Raw genomic sequence first — 24234 nt, 5'->3', positions numbered from 1 at the left:
AAATTAAGAGTTTCCCTTATTGATCTTATAAGCCACTACCCGATTGTCAAAGAAGGTGGGCACAAGGACTAGTTCCTGCTCAGGAATATAGCCGATGTCTGCCGAGTTGATTTCCTGGGCTTTGGTGTCCAGGAGCTTGTAAGATTCATTATTCTCTGAATTTACATAATGTACTTCTCCCGACCAGGTAGATACAATATAGTTTCCATCACTGGTCTTAATGATACCATCAGCAGAGGGAATATTATCTACCCAATGTTCTCCGATTTCTTTATTGTCCTTGCTGATAGGTGCAAGGAAACCTCCGTTAGCGGATGCTAAAAGTATCTGATTGTTTTCAGCATATAATCCATTCGGACGCTGTAAGGTTGAGTCGCTCATCCAGACACTCACCTGACCATCTGCCAACATATGTATCTTATCAGTATTTGAATCGGTCACATATACGCCTCCGTTTTCATCTACTGTGATATCATTTAAAAATCCTGCGCCTTCAACGGAGTGGGTTTCAGTAATCTCGCCGGTTTCCAGGTTGATTACAGCTATTTCGCGGATATCAGCTACATAGAGCATACCATCATGTATGCCCATACCTTTGGGATCGTTTAGTCCCGTCACCCAATTTAGTTCGGTAACCTCCCCGCTGGGACTCATCTTAGAAATAAAACCATCACCATCAGATCCTTCGGCATTCACCGTACCAATATTGGCCACGTAGATAGCATCATTGGCTTCATCGTAAATGACAGATTCAGGCGTCATCATAACGGTATCAGTAGCCCATGCCTGCTCAAGAGAGACAGTAGACATTTGTGCTGTAGTATCGGCACTGGCCGTGTCCTGACTAGTTTCTTGTTCGCTGCTGCCTCCGCAGGCAAAGAGGAACACAGAAAAAATAACTACAAAATGGAAAAAAATAGATTTCATGTTCGGTTTGTTTTAGTGGATATTGATTTCTATAAAAGATATAAGGCTGGAAGGAAAAATAAAAGCTTTGTTGCTGAAACCATTTAGCACACCTTCCCAAATCATAAATTCTGAACTCAGGCTAGCACTCTTTCCAGATTTGTAGCTTACAAATGCCTGTTGTCTTTAGACTGTAGAAAAGAGAACACACTTACTTCGCTATCACCAATGGTATTACTTCGGCTATTCTGTTTTGTATCAACAAAGTTGTTGGATGCTTAGGATACTGCTTAATGATTTGTTGCGTTTGTAGGCTTAGTGAATACCTGTCTGAAGTAGTGGTAAACTTACCCATAAAATGAGTCACCAGATCGTCCAGCATAGATAAAATAATGTCAGTGTGCTGCCTCTCATCGTCATTACGCGCAATCGCACCCAGCACTTGGATCAGTTTGTGGTTTACCGGTAGGTCATTGTCCGCGTAGTTGATGATTGTACCAATACTGAAGTATAACAGATCCTGAAAATATACCGGCTCATAAATTACACGAAGATTTCCCTGCTTATCCGTTTTAATTTTAAGTCCTGATACGCTCATTCTCACTACAAATAAGTCCGTCAGCCGATCCAGTGCCTGTATGGCCGTCCCAGGATCGTTGATACCCGGGCTCAATGCTTTGACCGCCACTTCAGTAAGCTGCTTAAATCCATAAATGTAATTCTGACTCACATTTTCCTGATGCCTGAATACCATTTTGCGAAATACCTGGGCACGTTCCTTTTCATGAATAGGGCTACTGCTCAGCAATATCGGATCGCCCTGGTTGACAAACCGCCCTAAGGGGACACATATTTTCAACATAACGCCCAGTTTAGAGGCTAATTTAAGAAGGGATGCATGGTCAATGCTGTCTAGGTAGCCTGAAATCGGACTGATGGTAAGATGCCAGCCCTTCACGTCAGGCAATTGATGAGGAGGAATGTACACTTCTTCGTTGATTTCATGGGTTATACCTTTAAGTGTACTCGTGTGCAAGCTACCGATGATATTGCCTATTTGTATGATCTGAGAAATATTATTGATGAAAGAGATGAACAAACCAAGGCAAACCAGGCAGAGCAGCGCATTGATGGCTACTGATAAAGTTGGTACCCCGAAAGTATACATTCTGGACTGAATGCTGGAAAGTACTACAAAAGTGTAAGCAATAGTCCCCAGGTAAAAGCCCAGTACCACCTGATGATGTTTTCTTTCTATCATGTTAGGCAGCAAACGAGGCGAATAGTTGGACGCTGCCTGGTTCAGAATTACCATCACCATAGAAAAGCTAAATACCATCAGGGAGATCATTCCTCCACCGATAGCTCCCAGCAATGACCTTACACTATCTGGCGCAAGAACATTCTTTATGGGTATTTCATTGCCAAATATAGTGCTCGGCGTACGTTCGTCAATGTAAAGAGCGACTATGGATAGCATGAGCAGCCCCAAAGCAATCATGGTGGGATAGAAAGCCACACTCGAGATCACTCCTAAATAGAACTTGCTCAGCTTGTTGGTAGAGATTCTGGTAGATTTATTTGGCATGAGGTAAGTTGCTTACACCAGAAAAACCTGTAAAGCTTATATTTGTTAATTGGTCCAGAGTTTTCCACTTCATGATCTATAGCCTATAGCAGTAAAGGTTAAGAAGAACATAGCCATCAGGGCTGTAACCTCAGTACCTCCTCCGCGGCCTGCTCTACTTTCTCTTTACTGTAATATACCGGGAAATAACGATCCTGTGCCCACTGCTCAAACAGATTGCGGTAGTAAGGACTGTCAGGATTACCCGACTGACCAGGGGTATTGCTACCCAGAGCCCTGTCCCAGTCGCCGGTATCTACTATGAGACGGAAAGAAGCGCCAGATGACTGGTTGTCATTGCCGCCGGTACTGCCTACGGTATAACTGTTACCTCCCCGGGGATATGGTCCTACATCCAGTTTAGCTCTGGTCTGTGCATTGACTGCTGCACTCAGCGGATGACGAAGTAAAATATGCTTATAATCTTCCTGTCCGTACTGCCAGTCGTCCATATCATTGCCTAAACGATCACTTAATGCATTGACTGCTTCTTCCAGACTACTTACCAATAAGCGATCACGCACTGCTACGGGGTCTCTCCAGACCGGATTATCACCCATTTCGGGCAGCGGACTGACCAGCCAGTTGACCACATTGGTCATGGGAAGGGATATAATAATCTCCTGTGCTTTTTCAGGAACCATCAAAGCATGCATATTATCCTTAAGCTGATCTTCCCAGCGATCGTAGATAGCAGCTGCCACCGAGTTTGCCTCCAGTTTGTAATCCCATTCTAGCAGAAGATCTCTGGCCTGGGCGGTTTGCCGGTCACTGATCTCCAAACCTTTGAGCAGAGGCACCAGATTACGGGCAGGAACAGACAGATAATCGGTCTGCAACTGCGCCATGTCCATCAGACTGTGTTTTTTGCCGGTGTGCAGCACTTCCGCAAGACGGTCGGCACGGTAAGAGTCGGACCAGCTATAGCTCATGGCGTTGCGATAGGGATAGCCATCGGGCACCTGCTTCTCATTGGCAGTCGCTTTGATGCCGCTTTCAGGATTATACACATGAGGCTTGGCTTTGATGGGCAGATAGCCATCCCACTCATAACGTCCATCTCCGGGAACGGGCACCAGGCCACTCCAGTGCGGACGAATGGGAGCGATACCCACCGCCTGCCAGCCGATATTGCCTGCTTTATCCGCCCACACCATGTTTTCTCCGGGGATATGGCTATAACTACAGGCTTCTCTAAACTCTTCCCAGCTTTTGGCCTGATCCATGCGCAGGCTGGCCAGGTAAGGAGAGCCTCCCTCTTCCAGCCAGGCGCAGCGAATGGCATAGGCTTTATGGTTTACTGTATCTTCATACACTACCGGACCATGACGGGTATATTTTAGGTCCACACTTACATCTTCCTGTCCTTTTACTGCAATACTTTCCTGTATCACCCGCATATCTTCCCAGCGATCCTGGTAGCGGTACTGTGAAGGATCGTCAGGGTTGGTATCGTACACATATAAATCCTCACCATCGGTACGAAATACAGTTAAGCCCCAGGCACCATACTCATTATGACCAATGGAAACGCCGGGAATCTCCGGTTCACCTCCTCCAATCACGTTCCAGCCGGGCGCATTGAGGTGTACCCAGTAACGTAATGAAGGCACCGCCTGCGTACGATGCGGATCATTGGCCATCATGGGAAAGCCGCTTTGCGTATGCTCGCCGGTCACTACCCAATTGTTGCTGCCAATGCTTGCTTTTTCTTCTTCCAGATCTGCCAAAGCCAGTTGCCGTTCTTCCATAATCTGCTCTGATATATCAGCCTCGGCTCTCCATTTGGCATTGACAATATCCTCGGGGCGAAACTGTACCGACTTGCGATAAGCGTTGTACAATTCAAGTATATCATCAAACAGCAGCTCCGTATTGATGGCGGTATCCAGTGCCAGATCGGGTGTGCCGGGATGAAAGTTCATCAGTTGGTTCACTTTATCCGGTCCCAGCAAGGCTACTGCTCTGCCTACTTCCATTTCTTCTCCGATATTGCCCAATAAGCCCTGATGGCGGGAGATTACATTCTCCAGTGTCCAGTAGCCGGGCTTGATGCCCAGCAGTTCAAACTCCATCGGTAGCAGATCAGCGTTCTTCTCGGTCTCTCCGATATAGGCATTCACCCCTTCTACAAAAGCTTTGATAATCGCCTCACCACGCGGGTGATAATGGTTCAGTTCCTGCCGCATATTGCCTCTGAACTTAAACAGACGAGTACCTATGTCACGCTTAAGCTCTCGCTCGCCCAGTATTTCGGCTACTGTGCCTTCGGTTTGTCTACGCCAGACCTCAAACTGGAAGAGACGATCGCGGGCGGCGCAGTATCCCTGGGCAAAGAAGAGGTCATGCTCATTTTCTGCATAGATATGGTTGATACCCCAGGGATCGCGGTAGACTTCTACCGGGGACTGCAGGCCTTCCAGCTTTAAAGTATCGTTGGCAAAAGAGGAAAAAGTAAAAAAGGTAAAAAATAAGGTCAGCAGCAGTTTGTGCATCATGCTTAGGTCAGGTAAAGTATTGGTTTTACAAATGAGCAGGATTGCTCTTAGCTGCCTAAGATAAAAAATCTTTGCTTAATTCTATGCGCTACTCTCCTGAAGATAGGTGCTGCATCCATTCTACTGGATAATCGGTCTGAATGATGTTGGCTCCGTATTCCAGCAACTTCTCCAAGGTCTCTTCTGCCTTTCCCGCCTGTAGCGCATCGTCAGGGTCACCCAGCGCGTTGATCCAAACCCTTGCGTCGTGCGACTTGATCAGCTCTACGGTTTTGTCATCATAAAAGGAGAAATCAATGTGCACCACTTCGGGAGAGAAAAGCTGTAGGGCAGAGTCGGCCATGGGCAGGGAGTAGGCGCGGGGCATGATCATAAAGTCTGGGTTAGCCTCCTGCACCTTTTTCAGTACTTCATATTCGCTGTCAAAAAAGAAGACATTGCCTTCGGTGCCGGTTTTCTCCACAATTTCAATCACCTGATCAATCTCGCTGGTCTTGAGGTCCAGGTCTACCAGGATTTTGCCCTTGCTGAGCAGCAGAATTTCTTCCAGCGTTGGGATTTTGTAGGGAGTTACTTTTCCATCGTGCACCAGCGAAAGCTTTTGCAGTTCCTTCCAGCTCATTTTTTCGGGATCGCCTTTGCCCGTAGTAGTTCTGTCTATAGTACGGTCGTGCATCAGGAAGGCCATGCCGTCCTCACTCACTTTTACATCTATTTCTATGATGTCTACGCCTTGCTCAATGGCCTGCTGCACCGCGGGAATGGAGTTTTCAGGATATTCATGATGCACTGCCCGATGCGAGGCCACTAATATGCGGGATGAATGAGGGTTTAAAAAGTCAGCTTTGAGCTGTTCAAAATCATTTTGCGTAGCGACTTCCTGCCCGAAGGATGTCAGTACGAGGACATACGTCAGGAGGAACAGAAAAACTTTTTTCATGTAGGTGGATAGGTTTAGGATGAAGCAGAAATGTAAGGCTTTTATGAGAGATCAGCCTTTTTTCGCTGTTGTTTTAATGTTAAGAAGCACAGCAGGGGTGTTTTTTAATGGCGAACCTTCCATTGCACTCAGACGAGAGCAAGGTACGAATACGGGCGAATGGGAATAAAAATGGTTTTGATGATAGCAATCTACTTTTTTGCTATCTCTTCCTTTAATTTGGGTAAATGGTTTTGCAAAATTGCCCAAACTATTGCGTTATCAATACTATCATAGGCGTGAACGAGCCGATTCCTAAAGGCAATAATCTGTTGAGCATGCTTGATATTTACTTCGGGTACGGTTCTTCTGAATTTATTTAAAGCCTCTCCAACAATTGCCAGTTGTCTCTCTATAGCACTCTGGGTTTTCAGGTCAGCCTGATAGGTTTCAAAATCAGGAGTATCTTTTGTAAACTGCTCAATCAGATTGATAGCTATTAGAATATCAGACAAGTACTTTCTGCCCTCTTCCGTCATAAATCAGCAGTTTGGTAGCCTCAATATTTTTCTTTAAGACTGGGTTTTTAACAGAGGAGTAGGTAAGCAAATCCACTTTGCGTTGGAAAAAAGTCTCAAGTTGATCCCACAATGACATCAACTGTTCTCCTCTTAGCACAGGATCAGGTTCATCAATTTCCACCAGCAGGTCTACGTCACTGGAAGCTTCATCAAACTTATCAGTAAAAGATGAGCCAAATACATACAGCGAAGCCACATGATGCGACTGGCATATCTGTAGAAACGCATTCGCTTTTTGCTGTATCTCTTCCTTTATTTTCATAGGCTCAAGATAAACATTTTATGGAAGTTCTCCGCCAGAGTTTGTGTACCTGACTGGGCGTCTCACAAACTTTCAATATTAAATTTCTACGTTCGGCACTAGTAACTGAAGTGGAAGGTTTGTCAAAGTCTAAAACTTTAATATATCTGAAGCTATTAATGGACTGCACTTCGGTAAAGATCTCTAACGAGATGACAGAAGAGTTTGCGAAACACAAGTGGCTATTGATTAAAATCATTTACCTTTTGGTTTTTGTCTAAACCTTACCTCTTCCACCAGTTTTTTTCAGCGAAGAAAAACAAAGAGACAGAAAAGTAAGATTATAAATTTAGCAACGAATACTCAATTTCATTGCTGAAAATACTAGTAAATCTCAGCATAAATGCCATTTGAATGTTTAAATGCTTTGATTTCAGTCTGAATCATCCCATTTGAACAATGAAATGCCCTGAATCCGGGAAGATTTGAAGCATTTGAACGTTCAAATGCTCTGAATTCTGTAGGGAGCACTCCATTTGAATACTTAAATGCTATGATTTCATCAGGATTGGTGACATTTGAGCAGTTAAATGCTTTGCTAAGTGCTGTTTATAAGGCAAATGAACAGCCAAAAGCCCTGCTTTAGAAACGGAAAAGCTTACATCTCCCCTACACCTCAGGAAAAGCAGGTGCAGCATAATCTTCCTGAGCATGAAGGGTAGCCTAGCCTACAAGCTTTGCTTAGCCATACTTTTCTTTATGTGCCTTCAGCATCTTCTGGTATTGTCCATGCGCCTTAGCCTCCTCCCATTAGGCTTTGAAGATAGCGGCCGACCGGGCTTTTACCGGATCTTCTTCGCGGGGCAATATTTCTTTGCGGGCTTCTTTCTCCGCTGCTTCGTCAGTCGCTTTCTGAGGATTGCTTTTGTACTTGCGGCCACTTTTGTGGTTGGCATAACGGCGGGAACGGGTGTAGCCCATCTGCAGAAACTTGCGAGCCATGTCGGCCCCTACAAAATCCCCCGCTTCCAGGTAATCCAGAAACAGCTGGTAAATCTTCTCGGAAGAGGTGCGGGCAATGTCGGTTGTCTTAAAGCGCCAGTGAGGCAGTATTTCTGACTTGTAAGGCTCTACCATCAATACGCCCTGCTCCCCTTTGCCCACCCGGTAGCGATGAGGCTGCTTGCGGAAGTCTGTGTTCTCAAAATCAAGGGAATAATCAAAGGGCATGGCGACACATCTGTTTCTGACATAACTCTTATTTTTGACAGTTGTTGTCAATGCATGCTTTTGTTGGGCCTGCACAGGAATCAAAAAAAGCTGCTTCTGATGAAGAAGCAGCCCTGTGGATATAAGCCTGTAATTGATATCAGGAATAAAACTAGAAGTTCATGAAAAAGGCCATTTTATAGAAGTCATTCAAAGAGAATGAATCCTCATCATCGGTAAGATCTCCACCAAAAGAGAATCTCAGCCCTGCATCTCCTTTAGCAAATTGCAGATAGGGGCCTAACCAGCGGTAGCCATCAGCGCTCTCAAGACTACCTCCTTCGTTAATAGAACCTCCTGAAAGGAAAAGCTCTTCATAATGGGCACCCACTGACATAAAAGTACCTGCTTTCACTCCTGCATTCAACCAGTAGTGCATATAGTTATTAGTGGATTGACCCGCTGCTGTTTCATCTCTGAGTGCACCGTAGTATCCCAGGTAAAATTGTCCTTCAAACATATCATCCCCATAGTTCATGGTGAGGTTAGGAACTATACCGTCTCCAATAACTCCGGGTTGGGCGGCACCACTGGAAAGTAATGAACCCATTGTAAACCCTAGTTGCGGGTTAATGTCCAGGTTACCAAGTGAGTAGTTAAGTCCCACACCAAATTCGGTCCAGTTGCCCCAAGCACTTCCTGTCCCAGCTCCCCATTGGATGCCGTAGAAGGTGAAGTCCAGGTTATCGTTCAATTCATACCCTCCTACTAACGAAGGATAAAAACCAAAAAAAGCATCTAAGTTGAGTGCTACACCTACTGAAAGTTTGCTTTCATCTTCATCCTGTGCAAAGGAAGAAAGGGGTAGTGCGAATAGGAAAAAACAACTGATAATTGTAAGTAAGGCGGTTTTGTTCATGATTTTACGGTTTGGATTTGATAAATTGATTGTTGCAAGATATGTAGTACTCTAGCTAGCTCCTTTACAGAGATTGATCGTTGAAGTCCGGACATCCCCCTAACGGGCAGGATGTTAGCATCACGCCGAAAATTGAGTTCCGAACCCTAAGGGTATACTAAATAACGGAATCGTAATGCCCAGACCATCTCCTTGTACCCATCTATAAATGAAAGCGGCGACAATGGCGTCCGGATGCGCTTTTTATTCGCATTCAGATAAGATGATAATCGTAGTTGCAGTAGACTATGGCCTGATTTTTTAAGGCTTTGAATCTGTTTATCGGCAAAGCAATATATGGATAGCATTTGGCCCCTGGCAACCTTCACAAAAGATACCAGTGTGCTGGCCTTGACATAAAATTAGAGGTACAAATATTTCATATGCTGTTTTGTGTAGTTCAAAATGTTTTTACTGTTTTATTAAAAATAATCAAATAATATTGACATGATGCATCATATTTCAGAATGTAATCGCTAAATAAATACAAAATATAGTAAAAAGAAATATTTTCAATTAAATATTTTGTTTATTTAAATAATCACCATAATTAAGCCTTATATTTATGAATATTTAAAAATATCATGTAAAAAATGATCCTAAAATATCTTCTATCAATAAATATCAAGGGAAAGAGTAAGTGTTTGCTGAGAAAAATGTGCTTAGACATGAAGATTACTCTATTTTACTTATAGAATAATTTGCCACAAAAGGAAAATACAGAATAAAATGAAAAAAGCCTATCAACTCAGAGGTTGATAGGCTTTATCAGTAGAAGCCTTAATATTTTGAAAATATTCAAATCAGAAACACCCCCTTAGCAGCTTGGCAGCTTGCATACATATTGCCATGAGGGTAGATCAGAGAATATTTAGTGCCCACACCAGTCTTCCATACCACTGCCGATGGCATTCAGGGCATCCTGACCAATAGGAGAACCGTCAGGAGCAGAGAGAGGATCGGTTATTTTCACATCTTCGGGATCGTTCTCAAAGCGACGAATCTGTGCCAGTGCAAAGACATATTGTGCTTCTGTATTTTCATCCACTCCATTTCTCAATTTAATTTCCATCATGCGTTTTATATCATTCACCTTAAGCGTAGCGATAGCCCGGGCCTGACCGGAAGCATTGGCATTGGAGGCAAGCTTGATCAAATGATCCAGCACCAGCCTATCTACCAAGCGTTGAACCTCTCCGGGATATCCATCCTGTTTAGGTGTGTTGATAGTAGCTTCAATCAGTTCATCCGCCATTTCGGTAAAGCCGGGAACATCATCATAGCGGGAAGACAGGTCTATCATACGCGTTACACGCTCATGATTCAGCATGAGGCCTAATGTAAAGTTGGCTGCCGACTCTGCCGCGCCTATGGGATCAAAAGTAAGTCCGGTACGTGACTTGAAAACTTCCCGCTCGTTTTCATCATAGCCCAGAGGATAGGGAGGAATCAGTTCCAGCACCTCTTCAGGGATCACCAGTGCCCCCGGATGAATTGTTTCCAGCAGGGCAGCAATGGCAGCACGCTGTTTATCCCCGTCTACTACTTGCAGGGGCATTTGTCCATCTCCCCGCACAGCGTAGGTGTAATTCAGTCCGCCAATCAGTTTGGAAGTAGCTTCTACCTGATAGCGGTGAAACATGTACATAGGCACCAGCACTTCTTCCAGGGTCGCCATAGGCTGTCCGAAGGGTATTTTCTTTTCAGAAATATTTTTGAGGGCGATTCTCCGTACCTGCATCACTCTTTTCAGCTCTTCATCGGCATCCGTACCATTGTCCCAGAGGTGGGCGTAAGGATGCGCACCGCTTTCCGCCCGGGCATCCCGGTCAGAGATAAACAAAAGCTTATCGCTGATAGACTGCTGGATAATGTCGTTCAGCCCTTCTTCCTCATCTACTCCTTCGGGGAAATCCTGATAGCCATAAGTGATGGCTACCTCATCCCAGGCCCCGATCTCATTGGTATAGGCATCAGAAAGGTCCAGCTCATTTCTGTTTTTGATCTTCACCAGAGGGTGAGGATAGTCCATCACCGAATGTCGGCCTTCATAAGTAGAGGCATAGTTATGCGAAAGGCCCAGCGTATGCCCTACTTCATGGGCTCCCAGCTGGCGGATACGTTGCAAAGCCATCTCCATCATCTCCTCAGAGACTTCTTCCCCTTCTTCATAAGCCGCTATCAGACCAGAGGCAATCAGAAAATCCTGACGGACACGCAAAGAACCGAGTGTCACCTTTCCTTTGATGATTTCTCCGGTACGTGGATCGTAAACGCTGCTTCCGTAAGACCAGCCGCGGGTAGAACGGTGCACCCACTGCACATAATTGTAGCGGATATCCATAGGGTCGGCATCTTCGGGCAGCAGTTTTACCTGAAAAGCATCCTTATACCCGGCCGCTTCAAAAGCCTGGTTCCACCAGCGAATGCCATCCATGAGGGCCGAACGTATCGGCTCGGGTGCACCGGGGTCCAGATAGTAAATGATAGGCTCAACCGCTTCGCTGACCTCCGCACTGGGATCTTTTTTCTGCAAGCGGTGGCGGCGGATAAAGCGCTGCATGATGGGTTGGTCCACATCAGTAGCATAATCCATGTACTGAATGGAGCCATAGCCCGCCCGCGGATCAAACTTACGGGGTTCGTAATCATCATCGGGCAGCTCTACAAAAGAATGGTGCTGACGTACGGTAAAAGCATCAGGATTGGGGCTGACCGAACGCAGATAAGCCCCGGCATCAGAACCGGTAAAGGTCAGGGTAACTTCAAATTCCGTGTTTTTAGGAAAATTCTTGGTGAGTGGCAGGTAAAAAGCCGAGCGGGATTTGTCCAGGCTAAAGCTTCCCTGCTTGCTGCGCTTGATCATGTCTTTCACGCCTACCGCATCATCAAGAAAGAAGTCGGTAGCATCTACCAGCACTTTGTCGTCTTCTTCCGCTTCCACTTTAAAGCCATACATCACGGCTTCGGCAAAGGATTCTTTCACCGCACGCTTCTCATCAGGATTGTCGGTAATGGCCCGGTAGTCCTGATTAGGCTCCACAAAGAGGATTTTGGGTCCGCTGCGGCGGAACTGCATCACCTGGGAGCGGTTGAGGCGTCCCCGGTCCAGCCCGATGTCATTGGAACCTGCTCCGGCAGATAATGAGTTGTAATAGAGGAAGTCGGTATCAAATTTATCGATCTCCAGCCAGATTTTGCCCTCGTCTTCATCCCAGTAGAAGGTAAAATAGCCTTCATACTTTTCCATGTCTTTGGTTTTCTCGCTGATGGTCTCATCATCGGCAGCGAAGGAGGTGAAGGCAAGGCCACAAAGCGCCAGGCACAATAGTAAGTATTGTTTCATAGGTTAGGTAAATTAAGGCTTAGCTTTAATGAAAAATATCTCCAATACCCTTTAAACCCTTTGCCAGTTTGTTGTGTCTAATAGTTATAGAGGGAAAAGGGAAAGAAAGGTAAATATAGAATTCTAAGGGAAGGAATGTCAAACACAATCAGGAAATTTCATGAAGCAAGTATACAAAATATTTTATTCTGCAATATTCACTTTCATCTTACTGAATATTCCGGTAGTTATGAAAGCCACTCACCTGATCGGAGGTGAGATTACCGCCACAGCCACCAACTGTCAGACTTATACTTATGAGATTGAGATCAATCTTTATGAGCATACTGGTTCTGATGTAGAATTTGGGCCGGGTGAGCTGTATGTGGGTCATGGTGAACCTATCATGCTTGGTTATCTGGATCTAGAAGAAACTACATATCAGGTAGATGGTCAACTTTATAGAAAAAGCTCATTGTCTGTAAGCCATACTTTTCCCGGTCCGGGAGAATATACCATTTACCTTAAAGAATCTAACCGTAATGCTGATGTGGCAAATATGCGCAACTCGGTGACAACTCCTTTCTATACGGAAACACTGCTCAATATAGACGCGCTGCAGGGATGTAATAGTACTCCTCAACTGGGAAGCACGATTGCTCCCCTTGCCTATGCCAAATCTATCTACAGCCTGCCCTTAGAACCTACGGATGCAGATGGTGACAGCCTGAGCTTTGAACTGATTACGCCTATGCAGAATGTGGACGAAACAGTGAGTGGCTATCGCCTGCCGCATGAGTTTGATCTCCGCTTTGCCCCTCAGCCAGTTTCTTCTGATGGAGACACCCCCGACATGTATTTTAATGATGATGCATTGGTATGGGACGCTCCTAACCTGGGGGGTAAGTTCGCAGTGGCATTACGCGTCAATGAATGGCGTGAGGTAGATGGGGAGTGGACCAACATAGGCTATATCACCCGTGACTTTACCCTGCACGTGATGGATACGCTGAATAATACGCAGGCAAACAATTATATTACTGCCACGCAGGAGGAAGTAAGTAAACCTAAGGTCAATATCTTCCCTAATCCTACTCCCGGGGAGTTTACCCTGGAGGTTAACGATGATCGCTGGCTGGGAGGCACGGTAGGTATCTATAATATCCTGGGACAAGAGATCATGCAGGAGCCGATAGCCATGGGTGAAAGCAAATATGACATCACTTCAGCCAGTCAGGGTGTATATTTCCTTACCCTGCAAAATGGCAACCTCAAAAAGACAATTCGTTTCATGAAGCGGTAAGATTCCAAAACAATTTACCTCCCTTTAGCAGTTGCTCATATTAAAAGACTATGAGCGATACAGAAAAAGTAACACTGATCAAGGAAGCTATCCATGATCCCAATGATGCACGCCACTTCATGCGTGTCAAACCAATAGATAAGACGGTTACCGCTACTATTCAGGGGAAAGAAATTGCCAAATCCAATAAGGTGCTAAAAGTACAGGAAGTCGGCTTTGACCTCTACGATCCGGTATTTTACTTTCCTAAAGATGATGTGCAGATGGATGCACTACACAGAACTGAAAAATCTACCCATTGCCCGCTGAAAGGCGATACCGAATATTTTGACGTCAATTTTACCGGTACCCCAATGGAAAATGTAGCCTGGCACTACAGCCAACCTCTGGACAGAAGTAAAATGCTGAAAGAACATATTGCCTTTGATCAATCACAGGTACAGATCATAGAACATATTGATGCCTAATCCTTTTCTTCTGCTTGCTGACAAACTGAAAATACAAGCGCTTGCCCTTTTCAGCATTTAAAGCTAGGTTTGGCAGAAATTTTTGTATATGAAGTATCTGATTCTCATTGTGTTTTCTCTGATCTTTTGTCAGGTGAGTTGTGCCCAGAAGCCAGTCTACCAGCAGGTATATGATGCCTACAATAAATATAAAGAAGAAGCTATTCAAACGAGACGTTTCACCCACAGCGATCTTGAACCTATTCTGCTTAGGCTACGGGAACAGCCGGGATTCAGCGTGACTAAGCTCGGAGAGTCTATTGAAGGCAGAGCTATTTACGATGTTTCTTTTGGACAGGGAGAAACACAGGTACTTCTCTGGTCACAGATGCATGGCGATGAGTCCACTGCGACTATGGCAGGACTGGATTTGTTTAATTTTTTTACTGCCGATGATCGCAGGTTTGAAGATATCCGGAGTACGATCTTACAAAATGTGACTGTACACTTCATCCCCATGCTTAATCCTGATGGAGCGGAAGAGTTTGAGCGTCGCAATGCACTGGGCGTTGATATGAACCGCGATGCGCTTCGCCTGCAATCTCCCGAGTCACAAATCCTCAAAAACATTCGTGACAGCTTGGATGCTGACTTTGGCTTTAACCTGCACGATCAGAGTACTTATTACACTGCCGGGGTGAATGAAGAGGCTGCTACCATTTCTTTCCTGCCTCCGGCTTATAATTATGCCAAAGACGTCAACCCCGTGCGAGAGCGCGCCATGCAGATGATCGTACAGCTTAATGAAGCCTTACAACATTATGTAGAAGGGCATGTTGCCCGCTATAATGACGACTTTGAACCCCGTGCTTTTGGTGATAACATTCAAAAGTGGGGGACCAGCACCGTGCTTATTGAATCAGGTGGTTATCCTGATGATCCTGAGAAGCAGCAGATTCGCAAACTCAACTTTATGCTGCTCGTCACTGCCCTTCATTCTATCGCTACTGAAAGCTACAAGCAATATGATAGGGAGAGGTATTGGGAAATTCCTGAAAACGAACGTTACCTCTACGACCTCATCGTACGCAATGTACAGAAGGAAATAAATGATAAGCTATATACTATAGATGTGGGGATCAACCACATTGAGATTGAATTTGAAAACATCAATGATTTCTTCCCCATTGGAAGTATACAAGAGTTGGGCGACATGTCTACTTTTTATGGCTACGAAGAGTTTGACGCGGAAGGTATGGTAGCCGTACCCGGCAAAGTATATGAAGAAGTACAACCCGACTTAACCGCAGTACAAAAACTGGATGCAAAAAAATTAATGAGAGAAGGCTACACAACGGTAAGAGTATCGGATTTATCAGGGCAGGAAGAAGTTCGTAAGCAACTTATTCTGGATGTTACCAGCCGCTACTCTGAACCTGACCATAGCTTGAAACTGCGCAATCGCCCTAATTTCATTCTGGAAAAAGATGGTGAGCCTCAGTACGCTGTCGTGAATGGTTTTTTAAGAAAGCTTTAAGGAAGTAAATCTCTCAGCATTCTTCGCTCGTACTATCTACTCTTTGCGCTGCGCTCTTTGCGTGAAACCTGAGGAAGCTTTTTTTCACGCAAAGAACACAGAGGTTTGGGATACAAAGGGTGATAAGTGTTTATTATGATACCTTTTCTACATTTCCTGCCCTTCCTCAGCCGGCAGGCGCATGTATATATCTACACCCATACCGTTAGGGTCTTCTACTACAAAATGACGATCTCCCCATTTTTCGTTTTGAGGCTCGGTAATGACCGGCGCTTTGGCTTCCAGCAAGCGCTGGTATTCAGCATCCACATCTTCTACTTCCATTGCCAGCCATGCCCCCTGAGTATAAGGAGGATTAAACAAACGATGTTGCCCGGGAATTTCCGGCTGCATGAAAGACAACTCGTAAGGACCTTTTCTGAGTAAGACAAACCACTCAACTTCATAGATGGTCTCAAAGCCAAAATAATACTCGTAGAAAGCTTTGCTCTCCTGAATTTTGCGGGTAATGATTCCGGTGCACATTTGCATAAGTCTGTGAATTTTGGTGATGGCACAAACTTATGAGGGCAGGGTGACAACCCTATGTCAGTAGGGTTTGCAGATTTTATAAAAAATGATGTTGAAGCTCTTCTATCAGTTTTTTCATGGTTTGCTTGAGGCTCTCCGGTTCAATAATGCAAACATGGCTGGTATAAGTGAGTAGCCAGCGGGCAAAGTACTGTTCAGAGCCTACCATAAACCACATTTCGCTGCCATGTTCATTTTTTTCTTCCTGTATGAAACCTTGTGCATAGCGGGTTTGTGTGGTATAACGAGCTATTCTCTGATCAAAATACACTTTCATGAGCCTCGCATCAGTCGTCTGGCTCTGCTCTTTGAGGTATTGCTCCAGCGAAATACGGTCGCGCAAATGATAGTGCTGACTCAGCACATTGACCTTACTCATCCGGTCCAGCCGAAAATCACGATAGTCCTGCCGAAGCTGACAGAAAGCGATCACATGCCAGGCATCTCCATAGTATACTAAGCCAATTGGTTCAATACTTCGCTTGGTAAATACGCCACTAGCCGGGGAGAAATATTCCATTTCTATTACCTGCCTTTGCATCAGCGCCTGCTGTAGTTTACTCAGATGTATATCGTCAGGATGATCCGAACGGGCAGGAGGAGCTACTACTTTCACTTTGTCCTGTAGGTCTTCCAGCATGTCCTGCTCCTGGGTAGACAGTACGGACTTAATTTTGAATAGCGCACTCTCGTAGGCCTGTTGTACACCTACATCCGTAAAAGTGTTGATAAAATGATGGGCAGTGAGCAATGCTCGTGCTTCTTCTGGACTAAACATGACCGGAGGCAAACGATAACCATCTGCCAGAAAATAGCCAATACCCGCTTCTGAACCTATGGGAACACCAGCTTCTTCCAAAGCCCGTACATCGCGGTACACCGTGCGAAGGCTGATGTCAAAACGATCGGCCAGTTCCTGAGCTTTGGTGACCCGTTGGCTTTGTAGCTGGATAAGCATGGCAGTGAGGCGATCAATGCGGTTCATAAGCAAGCGTTAAAAAAGATCTGCCTAAAATTAAAAATCCTGGACAAGGATACCGTGAGTTTTCCACCATATTTTCGCGACGCAGATGTAATAATCTCATAGTTTTGTATACTAACCGATCAGTACATAACATAACCTTTAAATGAATATGAAAAAATTGACCCAAATACTTAGTTTCATAGGCCTTTTTGCACTTACAGCATGGAATGCTTCTGCGCAGAACAACAAGTCTCTACTCTGGCAGATCAGTGGCAAAGGTCTGGAAAAACCCTCTTATCTCTATGGCACTATTCACCTGATGTGCCCAGGCGACATCAAAATTACACCTAAAATGCAGGAAGCGCTGGACGCAAGCGAGCAGTTGGTACTGGAGCTAGACATGGATGAGCCAGGCATAATGCAGGAGATGATGGCCGCTTCTATGATGCAGGATGGCACTACACTGCAAAGCCTGCTGAGTGAAGATGATTATAATATGGTGTCAGAATACCTACAAGATTCTGTGGGTGTGCCTATGCAAGCCATGAGTAAGATGAAACCTATGCTGCTTAGCTCAGTGATTATGATTCCTATACTAGACTGTCAGCCAGGTTCTTATGAGATGAAGCTGGTACAGGCCGCCCAGCAGCAGGAAATGGAAGTGTATGGCCTGGAAACAATAGCCGATCAGATTGCAGTATTTGATGCTATTCCGCTCAAGGAACAATCTGACTATCTGGTAAAAACTATCCGGGAGTACGATGAGAGCGTGGATGAAATTGAAAGTATGCTGAACAAATACAACCAACAGGATATTCAGGGACTTTACCAAATGGTGCATGATAGTATGGCGGATATGGAAGGTGCTGAAGAAGCTTTACTGGATGATCGCAATCAGAAATGGTTACCGCTGATAGAAGAAATGGCAAAAGAAAAAGCCAGTTTCTTTGCGGTAGGTGCGGGCCACCTGGGCGGACCGAAAGGGGTTATCAAATTACTGAAAGAGGCAGGATATACAGTCAATGCTGTTCAGTAAAAAAATATTGATTCTCACATCACAAAACCAGCTTTTTCAGGCTGGTTTTTCTTTTTAGTACACCCATACAAGAGCTTTCAGGTAATTTTTTTAACATCTACTGTAAGAAGAAAGTCTCTTTTTGCTACTTACTCAGCAAAAATCAGTATTGAAAGAAGACTTCACCCATATCATCAGTCAGCATCAGGGCATCATCCATAAGGTTTGCCGCATCTACAGAGATACTCCTGAAGATAGAGAAGATCTGTTTCAGGAAATTCTCTATCAGCTATGGAAATCCTGGCCTTCCTTCAGAGGAGAAGCTCGGGTGTCAAGCTGGATGTACAAGGTAGCACTGAGTACAGCTATCGCTCGCTACCGTAAACCTTCGCTCATGAAAAGTACGATACCTCTGACTAAGCATGATGAGGCAGTGCGGGAAGCCCCGGCTGAGCATCCTGAGAAGGAGAAACTGTACCGGGCCATTGCCTTACTTAATGAAGGCGAAAAAGCTATCATTACACTCTATCTGGATGATTATGCTTATGAAGAAATGGCAGACATCATCGGCATCTCTGTCAATTATATAGGGGTAAAACTCAATCGTATCAAAGCAAAATTAAGTCAACTTCTAAATCCCAAAAACGCATGAACCTGGATGATCTTAAAAACCAATGGCACTCAGAACAAGCAGGCAAAAGTACTGAACAGATTCAGCAGATGATCAGACAGCGATCTTCTTCTGTTTCGGCAAAAGCCCAAAGAAAAGTACTTATTGAATCTACAGCCTTTTTTATTGTATTGGTCGTTTTCTTTACTGGCCTGGACCCGGAAAAAAACAGCCTATGGGTCAATTTGCTCTTTCTGTGTGCAGTAAGCATAGGCATTGTCAATAACCTTTGGCTTTACCGAAGTTTAAGTCTTAATCAAAAAGGGCAGAATTTACAAAAGTCATTACAGAAGATCGTAAAGCGTCTCTGGATACAGATACAGTTCTCGGCAGCCTTTTCTGTGCTCTTTTTCAGCAGTATCATTGCTTTCCTGCTGCTGAGAGTACCTTTGACTTCTGAGAAATTCCTACTCATCCTTGTGCTTCTTGGTCTGAGTATAATGATCAGAAGTGGGGTGGAGATTAGAAAATGGATGCTTAGTATCAAAAAAATCAGTCTGTCGCTTGAAGCCCTTTCATCATCAGAGAAGCCATAAAAAAACCACGCTTTTGCGAGCGTGGTTTCTCTGTTCTAATCAAATAATGATCATTTTTTTAGAGTAAGTATAGACTCAATGTTAAAATCACCATACACATGCGATTCATCCTTATAAGAAAGTACCGCTTTGGTATCAGATAAAGACTTTACATTATACACTATATCGTAATCACCTTCAGTGATGGTAAGTGTTTTTTTGTCTGCTGACCACGAGCTATTCATTTCACCTTCACTATCCTTCATTACTAATACGCCATTCTCCTGAAAGTCAAACTTTGTTTCGCTTTCAAATTCGCTAAAATCAAAAAACTCAAGTTGTTCTTCAGAAATTCCAGCATCTTTGGCATATTCCTGCATGCTTTTTCCTTCTATCAAAATATCAGCAGATGCTAATGACCACTCGCCAATAATTCCTACCTGAACATCAAAATCCTCGTCATCTTTGCTGCATGAGAAGAGAGACACTGCCATGAATGACAGCAACATCAGAGATAAAACATTCTTTTTCATAGATTGAATAAATTTGGTTTTTAACCCATCAAAGTTCATTCAAATAAATCATTAGAAAAATCATATTTTATACTACTATTCATCTCAGGTAAGATTCAAAGCTTTTACTTATAAATTCACAAAAAACAGTTTAAGCGCAGAAAAAACAATTAAGTGTATCTACTTAAAATATTAAGATTGGAAATTTTCTATAAGTTTTCTTCAATTTTCTGCCCTAACCTCTACACGACGATTCTGAGAACGACCTTTTTCCTCAGCGTTGGAAGCAACCGGCTCATTTTCACCTTTGCTTTGCCGGTATAGACTTACCTTTCCTTTTAAGCCCAATGTCGCCAGGTAATTTACTACTGCCTGCACTCTTTTTCTGGCCAGCTTTTCATTATAATCATTACTACCCAAAGCATCGGTATGGCCTATTACACGAATGGCTTGGGGAGAATGCGTCAATACCTGCCCTGCAAAATCATGTAATTGTTTTTTCGCTTCTTCCGTAAGCTCACTGCTGTCCCAGTCAAATAGGACAATGCTGGGCGGTATGGCAGAAGCTACAACATTTGAATCTGCTTCTGCCTGAATAGGTTGATCAAAGCTCCGAAAAGATTTTTCTTTCAGAATGACGCTGGAGTCCAGCATGGCATCATCTACATCGGCAATGGCTAATTTGATACGGTAATAGCGTCCGGGAACTACCCTGGCCTGGGCAGTCAATAATTTTGTCATACCGTCATATTCCAGTATGTCGTGCCAGGGGGCGGTTCTGCGATCTGTATTGTCAATAAACCATTCAGCATTGCGCCGGGCATTGATATTATCAATATGTACCGGCAACTGGGTGTGGGGTACGATGGCTAAATTCTCTTCCTTCCGCGCTCTGATGTCAGTAAGTATAAAGGCAAATACATCATTGAAGCCTTTGCCTACATATTCAGGATACTCATCGGAGGCAAAGATGTATTCAAAAGCGATAGTATTGTGTTCGGGTAGAAATGTAAATTCCAGCACTGTAGCATCATGGGTTGTTCTGGCGCTAAGCTTATCCAGATGCTCATCACCTTCCTTATAAAATGCTGTGCTCCGATTGGGAGAGCCATTGGGGCCAATGGCGTTTTTTGCTTTTCCGGTAGAAAGGATAATACCTTTTGCCAAAGGGAAGTCCGGATATTCGGTTTCAAAAAGTCCGATAGACTGATAGGAGCCACGGTAGCTAATCGTTTTCACTTCGCTAAGCTCTCCTACAAATACTTCATGTACCAGGCTTTCCGCAGTATAGGATGTATCGACACTTATCTGTGCCAGACAGGATAAGGAGGCAAATAACATCAACCCTATGATACTGCACCTGAACATACTTTTTTAACGAAACATACAAAAGATTATTCCACAATGCCGTACCGGCTGTCAGCCTCAGCCCTGGACATGGCGTTGAAATGCCACCATTCGCTGGTGATGGTGGAGAATCCGGCTCTGGTCATCACATCGCGTAGCAGTCTGCGATTGGCTACCTGCGCTTCGCTAAGCTCCCCCTGAGCCATCATTTCTTTTTCATGAATCGGATAAGCCTTTACGCCGAAATAGTCAAAGTCAGTTCCCATATCAATGGGCAGCCCATTGGCATCGGCAATGGTGAGGTCCACTGCCGCTCCGTAATTGTGGATTGAGCCTTCCTGAGGATTGGCTACATATTTATGCTTTTCTTCTACCGGCCTATCCAGCGTATCCCACAAAATTTGCTGCACCGAACGGGGACGTACTGCGTCATAAATGTAGAGCGTATATTCAGGATTGATCTCTTTAAGGTAGTGATTTGCCTGGGCCAACATTTGTGCAGGTTCGGGCTGCATATAAGCTTCATCAAAATCTCCGTATACATCTACCCCCACGAAATTATCAGTCGTGCTATAACGCAAATGCACTACGATGCTGGAGTCCATTTCCCTGAGCTTGACCAGCCCCTGGGCTATTAAACTCTCTTCTAAAGTATCTAAAGATGCTTTTTCCATGCTATCTATCGTATCTGCTTCCATGATTGTTTCCGTTTGCGCTTCCAGACTATCCAAATCCTGATTGTCAACTTCTTCTTTTGACGGTTGTTGGCAGGCGGTAAATATGCTCACGCACAACCCTACTTCCAGACAATAGTTAAGTACTCTCATTTTGCTTCTGCATAAGATTAAAGCTTCAAAACTACTAAAGTGTGTCAAAGCACAAAATAATCATTTAGCCTCATCTGATTTTTAAGCATATTTTATTATCTATGCCGCTAATATACTACACAAGCATTTATGGAAGGAAACGCAATCATCATTACCCAGGGTTACCTGGATACCCCTCGTGCCAAAACAGCTCACGGTCTCATCAGAGATACTTCAAAATATAGGATACTGGCAGTGGTTGATCATCTGCACAGCGGCAAAGATGCCGGAGAAGTGGTAGATGGCAAGCGTCGCGGCATACCTGTTTTTGAAAACCTCCAAACTTTCCTGAATACTTCTGCCCAGGAAGCACAGTTCTGTCTGGTAGGTGTAGCGGGAAAGGGAGGCCTCATTCCTGATGGTATGCTGGATACGGTCAAAGAAGCGATTCGCACTGGCATGTCTATCGTCAGTGGACTGCACGAATTTATGAGCGATATCCCGGAACTGATCACCCTGGCTGAGGAGCATAAGGTCACAATTACCGATATCCGCAAACCCAAGCCTCGCCATGAACTGAAGTTCTGGACCGGACGTGTTAAAAATGTAAAATGTCCTAAGATCGCCATTTTGGGTACAGATTGTAATCTGGGAAAACGCACTACTACCCGTCTGTTGATGCATGCCTTACAGCAAGCTGATATCCAAACAGAAATGATTTATACCGGACAAACCGGCTGGATGCAGGGTAGTCAATTTGGATTTATCTTTGATTCTACCTTTAATGATTTTATCTCTGGCGAGTTGGAAGATGCCATTGTTCGCTGCTGGGAAGCGGTAAAACCAGATGTGATTCTACTGGAGGGTCAAAGCTCTCTTTGTAACCCCAGTGGCCCGGGTGGCTCAGAATTTTTACTGTCAGGAGAAGCAAAGCATGTCATTTTACAACATGCTCCCGGCAGAAAGTATTTCCACCATTTTGACGATGAGCAACTGGAAATACCAGCAATAGAAAAAGAAATTAAGCTGATAGAAATGTATGGCTCCAAAGTTTTTGCCATTACCATTAATGAGCAAAACCTTAGCCCAGATCAAGCCAGGGATTACAAAAAACAATATGAGGAGCAGTTTGGTATACCCGTGATCATTCCTTTGCAGGAAGGACTAGAAGCTACCGTTCCTCTCATCCAGAAAATGATTGGTAGTTATGAAGATTAAAGATATCAAGATAAGCAAGGAGAACCTTGAACTGACTCGTCCTTACAGCATTTCGTACAAATCTGTTGATTCGGTAGACAATTGTATCGTAGAGATCATACTGGATAATGGAATGAGTGGACTTGGTGCGGCCAACCCCAGTAAGTACGTAGTAGGTGAGGATGTCAATGATACTGCCAGACTGCTGCGTGAGCATAACTTTGACTGGCTCATCGGACGTGACATCCGCGAAATGCAGCAGCTCTGCTATGAAGTCAACCAGCATTTTCCGCAATACCCCGGAGTGCAGGCTACATTGGATATTGCCCTTCATGACTTATTCACCAAATATCTGGATATTCCTCTGGTTAAATATCTGGGACAAAAACACAGCTCTCTGCCCACTTCTATCACCATTGGCATTAAGGGAGTAGAAGAAACCTTAGAAGAAGCCAAGGAGTATGTAGGCAGAGGGTTTAAGTATATAAAGGTCAAGACCGGGGTTTCTTTAGAAGAAGATATCGCCCGGCTACAAAAGCTTAAGGAACATTTCAAAAAAGACATTGTCCTTAGGGTGGATGCCAATCAGGGCTATACCAAAATGCAGCTGGAAGATTTTTACTACAAAACCCTTTCCCTGGATCTGGAACTGATTGAGCAGCCATTGCCAGCTGATGCTGTGGAAGAGTACAAAAAATTACCTACCGTAGTCAAAAAAATGGTAGCCCTGGATGAAACGGTCAAAAATCCTCATGATGCGTTGATGCTGGCGTCCAAACCTACTGCCGGAGGAATTTTTAACATTAAGCTGATGAAATGCGGAGGAATCAGTTGTGCCAAAGAAATCGCGGCCATTGCTGGGGGAGCGGATATAGACCTGATGTGGGGCTGTAATGACGAAAGTATCATCAGTATCTCGGCTGCTCTGCATGCTGCCTTTTCTTCTGCCAACACCAAGTACATTGACCTGGATGGCAGCTTTGACCTGGCGCGTGATGTCGTGAAAGGCGGTTTTGTGCTGAAAGACGGAGTGATGTCGGTTACCGATAAGCCTGGCTTAGGCGTGGAGAAGGTATAGAAAAATTCTT

The 24234-nt window shown here is 44.4% G+C and carries 22 protein-coding genes; 8 read left to right on the top strand and 14 right to left on the bottom strand.

All coding sequences use genetic code 11. The features are described from left to right. Positions 1 to 3: 3 nt before the first annotated feature. The 9 genes from WJR50_RS02940 to WJR50_RS02900 form a co-directional block, all read right to left on the bottom strand. Positions 4 to 927: an SMP-30/gluconolactonase/LRE family protein gene (locus WJR50_RS02940; protein ID WP_341291722.1), complete on the bottom strand. Its 924-nt coding sequence runs from the start codon at positions 925 to 927 to the stop codon at positions 4 to 6. 190 nt (positions 928 to 1117) lie between these two features. Continuing rightward, the gene (locus WJR50_RS02935; RefSeq protein ID WP_341291721.1) at positions 1118 to 2494 is read right to left on the bottom strand and encodes a DUF2254 domain-containing protein; all 1377 of its coding nucleotides are present in this window, start codon (positions 2492 to 2494) and stop codon (positions 1118 to 1120) included. Between the two features lie 116 nt (positions 2495 to 2610). Beyond that, positions 2611 to 5031 (bottom strand): penicillin acylase family protein, encoded by a 2421-nt coding sequence (locus WJR50_RS02930; RefSeq protein WP_341291720.1) that lies wholly within the window; start codon positions 5029 to 5031, stop codon positions 2611 to 2613. Positions 5032 to 5119: 88 nt separating this feature from the next. Beyond that, positions 5120 to 5971, bottom strand: a complete 852-nt coding sequence (locus tag WJR50_RS02925) for a glycerophosphodiester phosphodiesterase family protein (protein WP_341291719.1) — start codon at positions 5969 to 5971, stop codon at positions 5120 to 5122. 191 nt (positions 5972 to 6162) lie between these two features. Next, positions 6163 to 6489: a HepT-like ribonuclease domain-containing protein gene (locus tag WJR50_RS02920; protein WP_341291718.1), complete on the bottom strand. Its 327-nt coding sequence runs from the start codon at positions 6487 to 6489 to the stop codon at positions 6163 to 6165. Continuing rightward, complete coding sequence (locus tag WJR50_RS02915; RefSeq protein ID WP_341291717.1) at positions 6458 to 6793, bottom strand: nucleotidyltransferase family protein; 336 nt, start codon at positions 6791 to 6793, stop codon at positions 6458 to 6460. The genes WJR50_RS02920 and WJR50_RS02915 overlap by 32 nt, the downstream gene beginning before the upstream one ends. 789 nt (positions 6794 to 7582) lie before the next feature. Then, the gene (locus WJR50_RS02910) at positions 7583 to 8002 is read right to left on the bottom strand and encodes a DUF4385 domain-containing protein (RefSeq protein ID WP_341291716.1); all 420 of its coding nucleotides are present in this window, start codon (positions 8000 to 8002) and stop codon (positions 7583 to 7585) included. 151 nt (positions 8003 to 8153) lie between these two features. Next, positions 8154 to 8900: a DUF6733 family protein gene (locus tag WJR50_RS02905; RefSeq protein WP_341291715.1), complete on the bottom strand. Its 747-nt coding sequence runs from the start codon at positions 8898 to 8900 to the stop codon at positions 8154 to 8156. Positions 8901 to 9810: 910 nt separating this feature from the next. Then, complete coding sequence (locus WJR50_RS02900; RefSeq protein WP_341291714.1) at positions 9811 to 12285, bottom strand: zinc-dependent metalloprotease; 2475 nt, start codon at positions 12283 to 12285, stop codon at positions 9811 to 9813. A 160-nt stretch (positions 12286 to 12445) separates the two neighbouring features. On the opposite strand from WJR50_RS02900, the gene WJR50_RS02895 reads away from it, so the two are divergent. The 3 genes from WJR50_RS02895 (at position 12446) to WJR50_RS02885 (ending at position 15550) form a co-directional block, all read left to right on the top strand. After that, entirely contained in the window at positions 12446 to 13567 is a 1122-nt protein-coding gene (locus WJR50_RS02895; RefSeq protein WP_341291713.1) for a T9SS type A sorting domain-containing protein, read from the top strand. A gap of 50 nt (positions 13568 to 13617) precedes the next feature. Then, positions 13618 to 14034 carry a DUF427 domain-containing protein gene (locus tag WJR50_RS02890; protein WP_341291712.1) on the top strand — a complete coding sequence of 139 codons (417 nt, stop codon included), beginning with the start codon at positions 13618 to 13620 and terminating at the stop codon, positions 14032 to 14034. An 88-nt stretch (positions 14035 to 14122) separates the two neighbouring features. Beyond that, entirely contained in the window at positions 14123 to 15550 is a 1428-nt protein-coding gene (locus WJR50_RS02885; protein WP_341291711.1) for a M14 family zinc carboxypeptidase, read from the top strand. Between the two features lie 147 nt (positions 15551 to 15697). Here WJR50_RS02885 and WJR50_RS02880 read toward each other — a convergent pair whose 3' ends face one another. Then, on the bottom strand, positions 15698 to 16081 hold the full coding sequence (locus WJR50_RS02880; RefSeq protein ID WP_341291710.1) for a VOC family protein: 384 nt from the start codon (positions 16079 to 16081) through the stop codon (positions 15698 to 15700). A 76-nt stretch (positions 16082 to 16157) separates the two neighbouring features. After that, a complete protein-coding gene (locus tag WJR50_RS02875; RefSeq protein ID WP_341291709.1) occupies positions 16158 to 17105 on the bottom strand; it encodes a helix-turn-helix transcriptional regulator in 948 nt (315 codons plus the stop codon). A gap of 148 nt (positions 17106 to 17253) precedes the next feature. Between WJR50_RS02875 and WJR50_RS02870 the strand changes: the two genes are divergently transcribed. The 3 genes from WJR50_RS02870 (at position 17254) to WJR50_RS02860 (ending at position 19305) form a co-directional block, all read left to right on the top strand. Beyond that, positions 17254 to 18120 carry a TraB/GumN family protein gene (locus WJR50_RS02870; RefSeq protein ID WP_341291708.1) on the top strand — a complete coding sequence of 289 codons (867 nt, stop codon included), beginning with the start codon at positions 17254 to 17256 and terminating at the stop codon, positions 18118 to 18120. A gap of 148 nt (positions 18121 to 18268) precedes the next feature. Beyond that, positions 18269 to 18751: an RNA polymerase sigma factor gene (locus WJR50_RS02865; RefSeq protein ID WP_341291707.1), complete on the top strand. Its 483-nt coding sequence runs from the start codon at positions 18269 to 18271 to the stop codon at positions 18749 to 18751. Then, entirely contained in the window at positions 18748 to 19305 is a 558-nt protein-coding gene (locus tag WJR50_RS02860) for a hypothetical protein (protein WP_341291706.1), read from the top strand. The genes WJR50_RS02865 and WJR50_RS02860 overlap by 4 nt, the downstream gene beginning before the upstream one ends. Before the next feature lie 50 nt (positions 19306 to 19355). Here the strand turns inward: WJR50_RS02860 and WJR50_RS02855 are convergent, their stop codons facing one another. The 3 genes from WJR50_RS02855 to WJR50_RS02845 form a co-directional block, all read right to left on the bottom strand. Beyond that, positions 19356 to 19817 carry a hypothetical protein gene (locus tag WJR50_RS02855; protein WP_341291705.1) on the bottom strand — a complete coding sequence of 154 codons (462 nt, stop codon included), beginning with the start codon at positions 19815 to 19817 and terminating at the stop codon, positions 19356 to 19358. Positions 19818 to 20018: 201 nt separating this feature from the next. Further along, complete coding sequence (locus WJR50_RS02850; RefSeq protein ID WP_341291704.1) at positions 20019 to 21164, bottom strand: OmpA family protein; 1146 nt, start codon at positions 21162 to 21164, stop codon at positions 20019 to 20021. Positions 21165 to 21190: 26 nt separating this feature from the next. After that, positions 21191 to 21970, bottom strand: a complete 780-nt coding sequence (locus tag WJR50_RS02845) for a M15 family metallopeptidase (RefSeq protein WP_341291703.1) — start codon at positions 21968 to 21970, stop codon at positions 21191 to 21193. 129 nt (positions 21971 to 22099) lie between these two features. Here WJR50_RS02845 and WJR50_RS02840 point away from each other — a divergent pair, with 129 nt between their 5' ends. Beyond that, positions 22100 to 23167, top strand: coding sequence for an N-acetyltransferase DgcN family protein (locus tag WJR50_RS02840; protein WP_341291702.1), 1068 nt, complete (start codon positions 22100 to 22102; stop codon positions 23165 to 23167). After that, positions 23157 to 24224 (top strand): mandelate racemase/muconate lactonizing enzyme family protein, encoded by a 1068-nt coding sequence (locus WJR50_RS02835; RefSeq protein WP_341291701.1) that lies wholly within the window; start codon positions 23157 to 23159, stop codon positions 24222 to 24224. Before WJR50_RS02840 ends, WJR50_RS02835 begins: the two co-directional genes overlap by 11 nt. Positions 24225 to 24234 lie beyond the last annotated feature (10 nt).

The sequence above is a fragment of the Catalinimonas locisalis genome (assembly GCF_038039535.1).
Taxonomy (GTDB): domain Bacteria; phylum Bacteroidota; class Bacteroidia; order Cytophagales; family Cyclobacteriaceae; genus Catalinimonas.
This window is presented reverse-complemented; position numbering and strand designations above follow the sequence as displayed.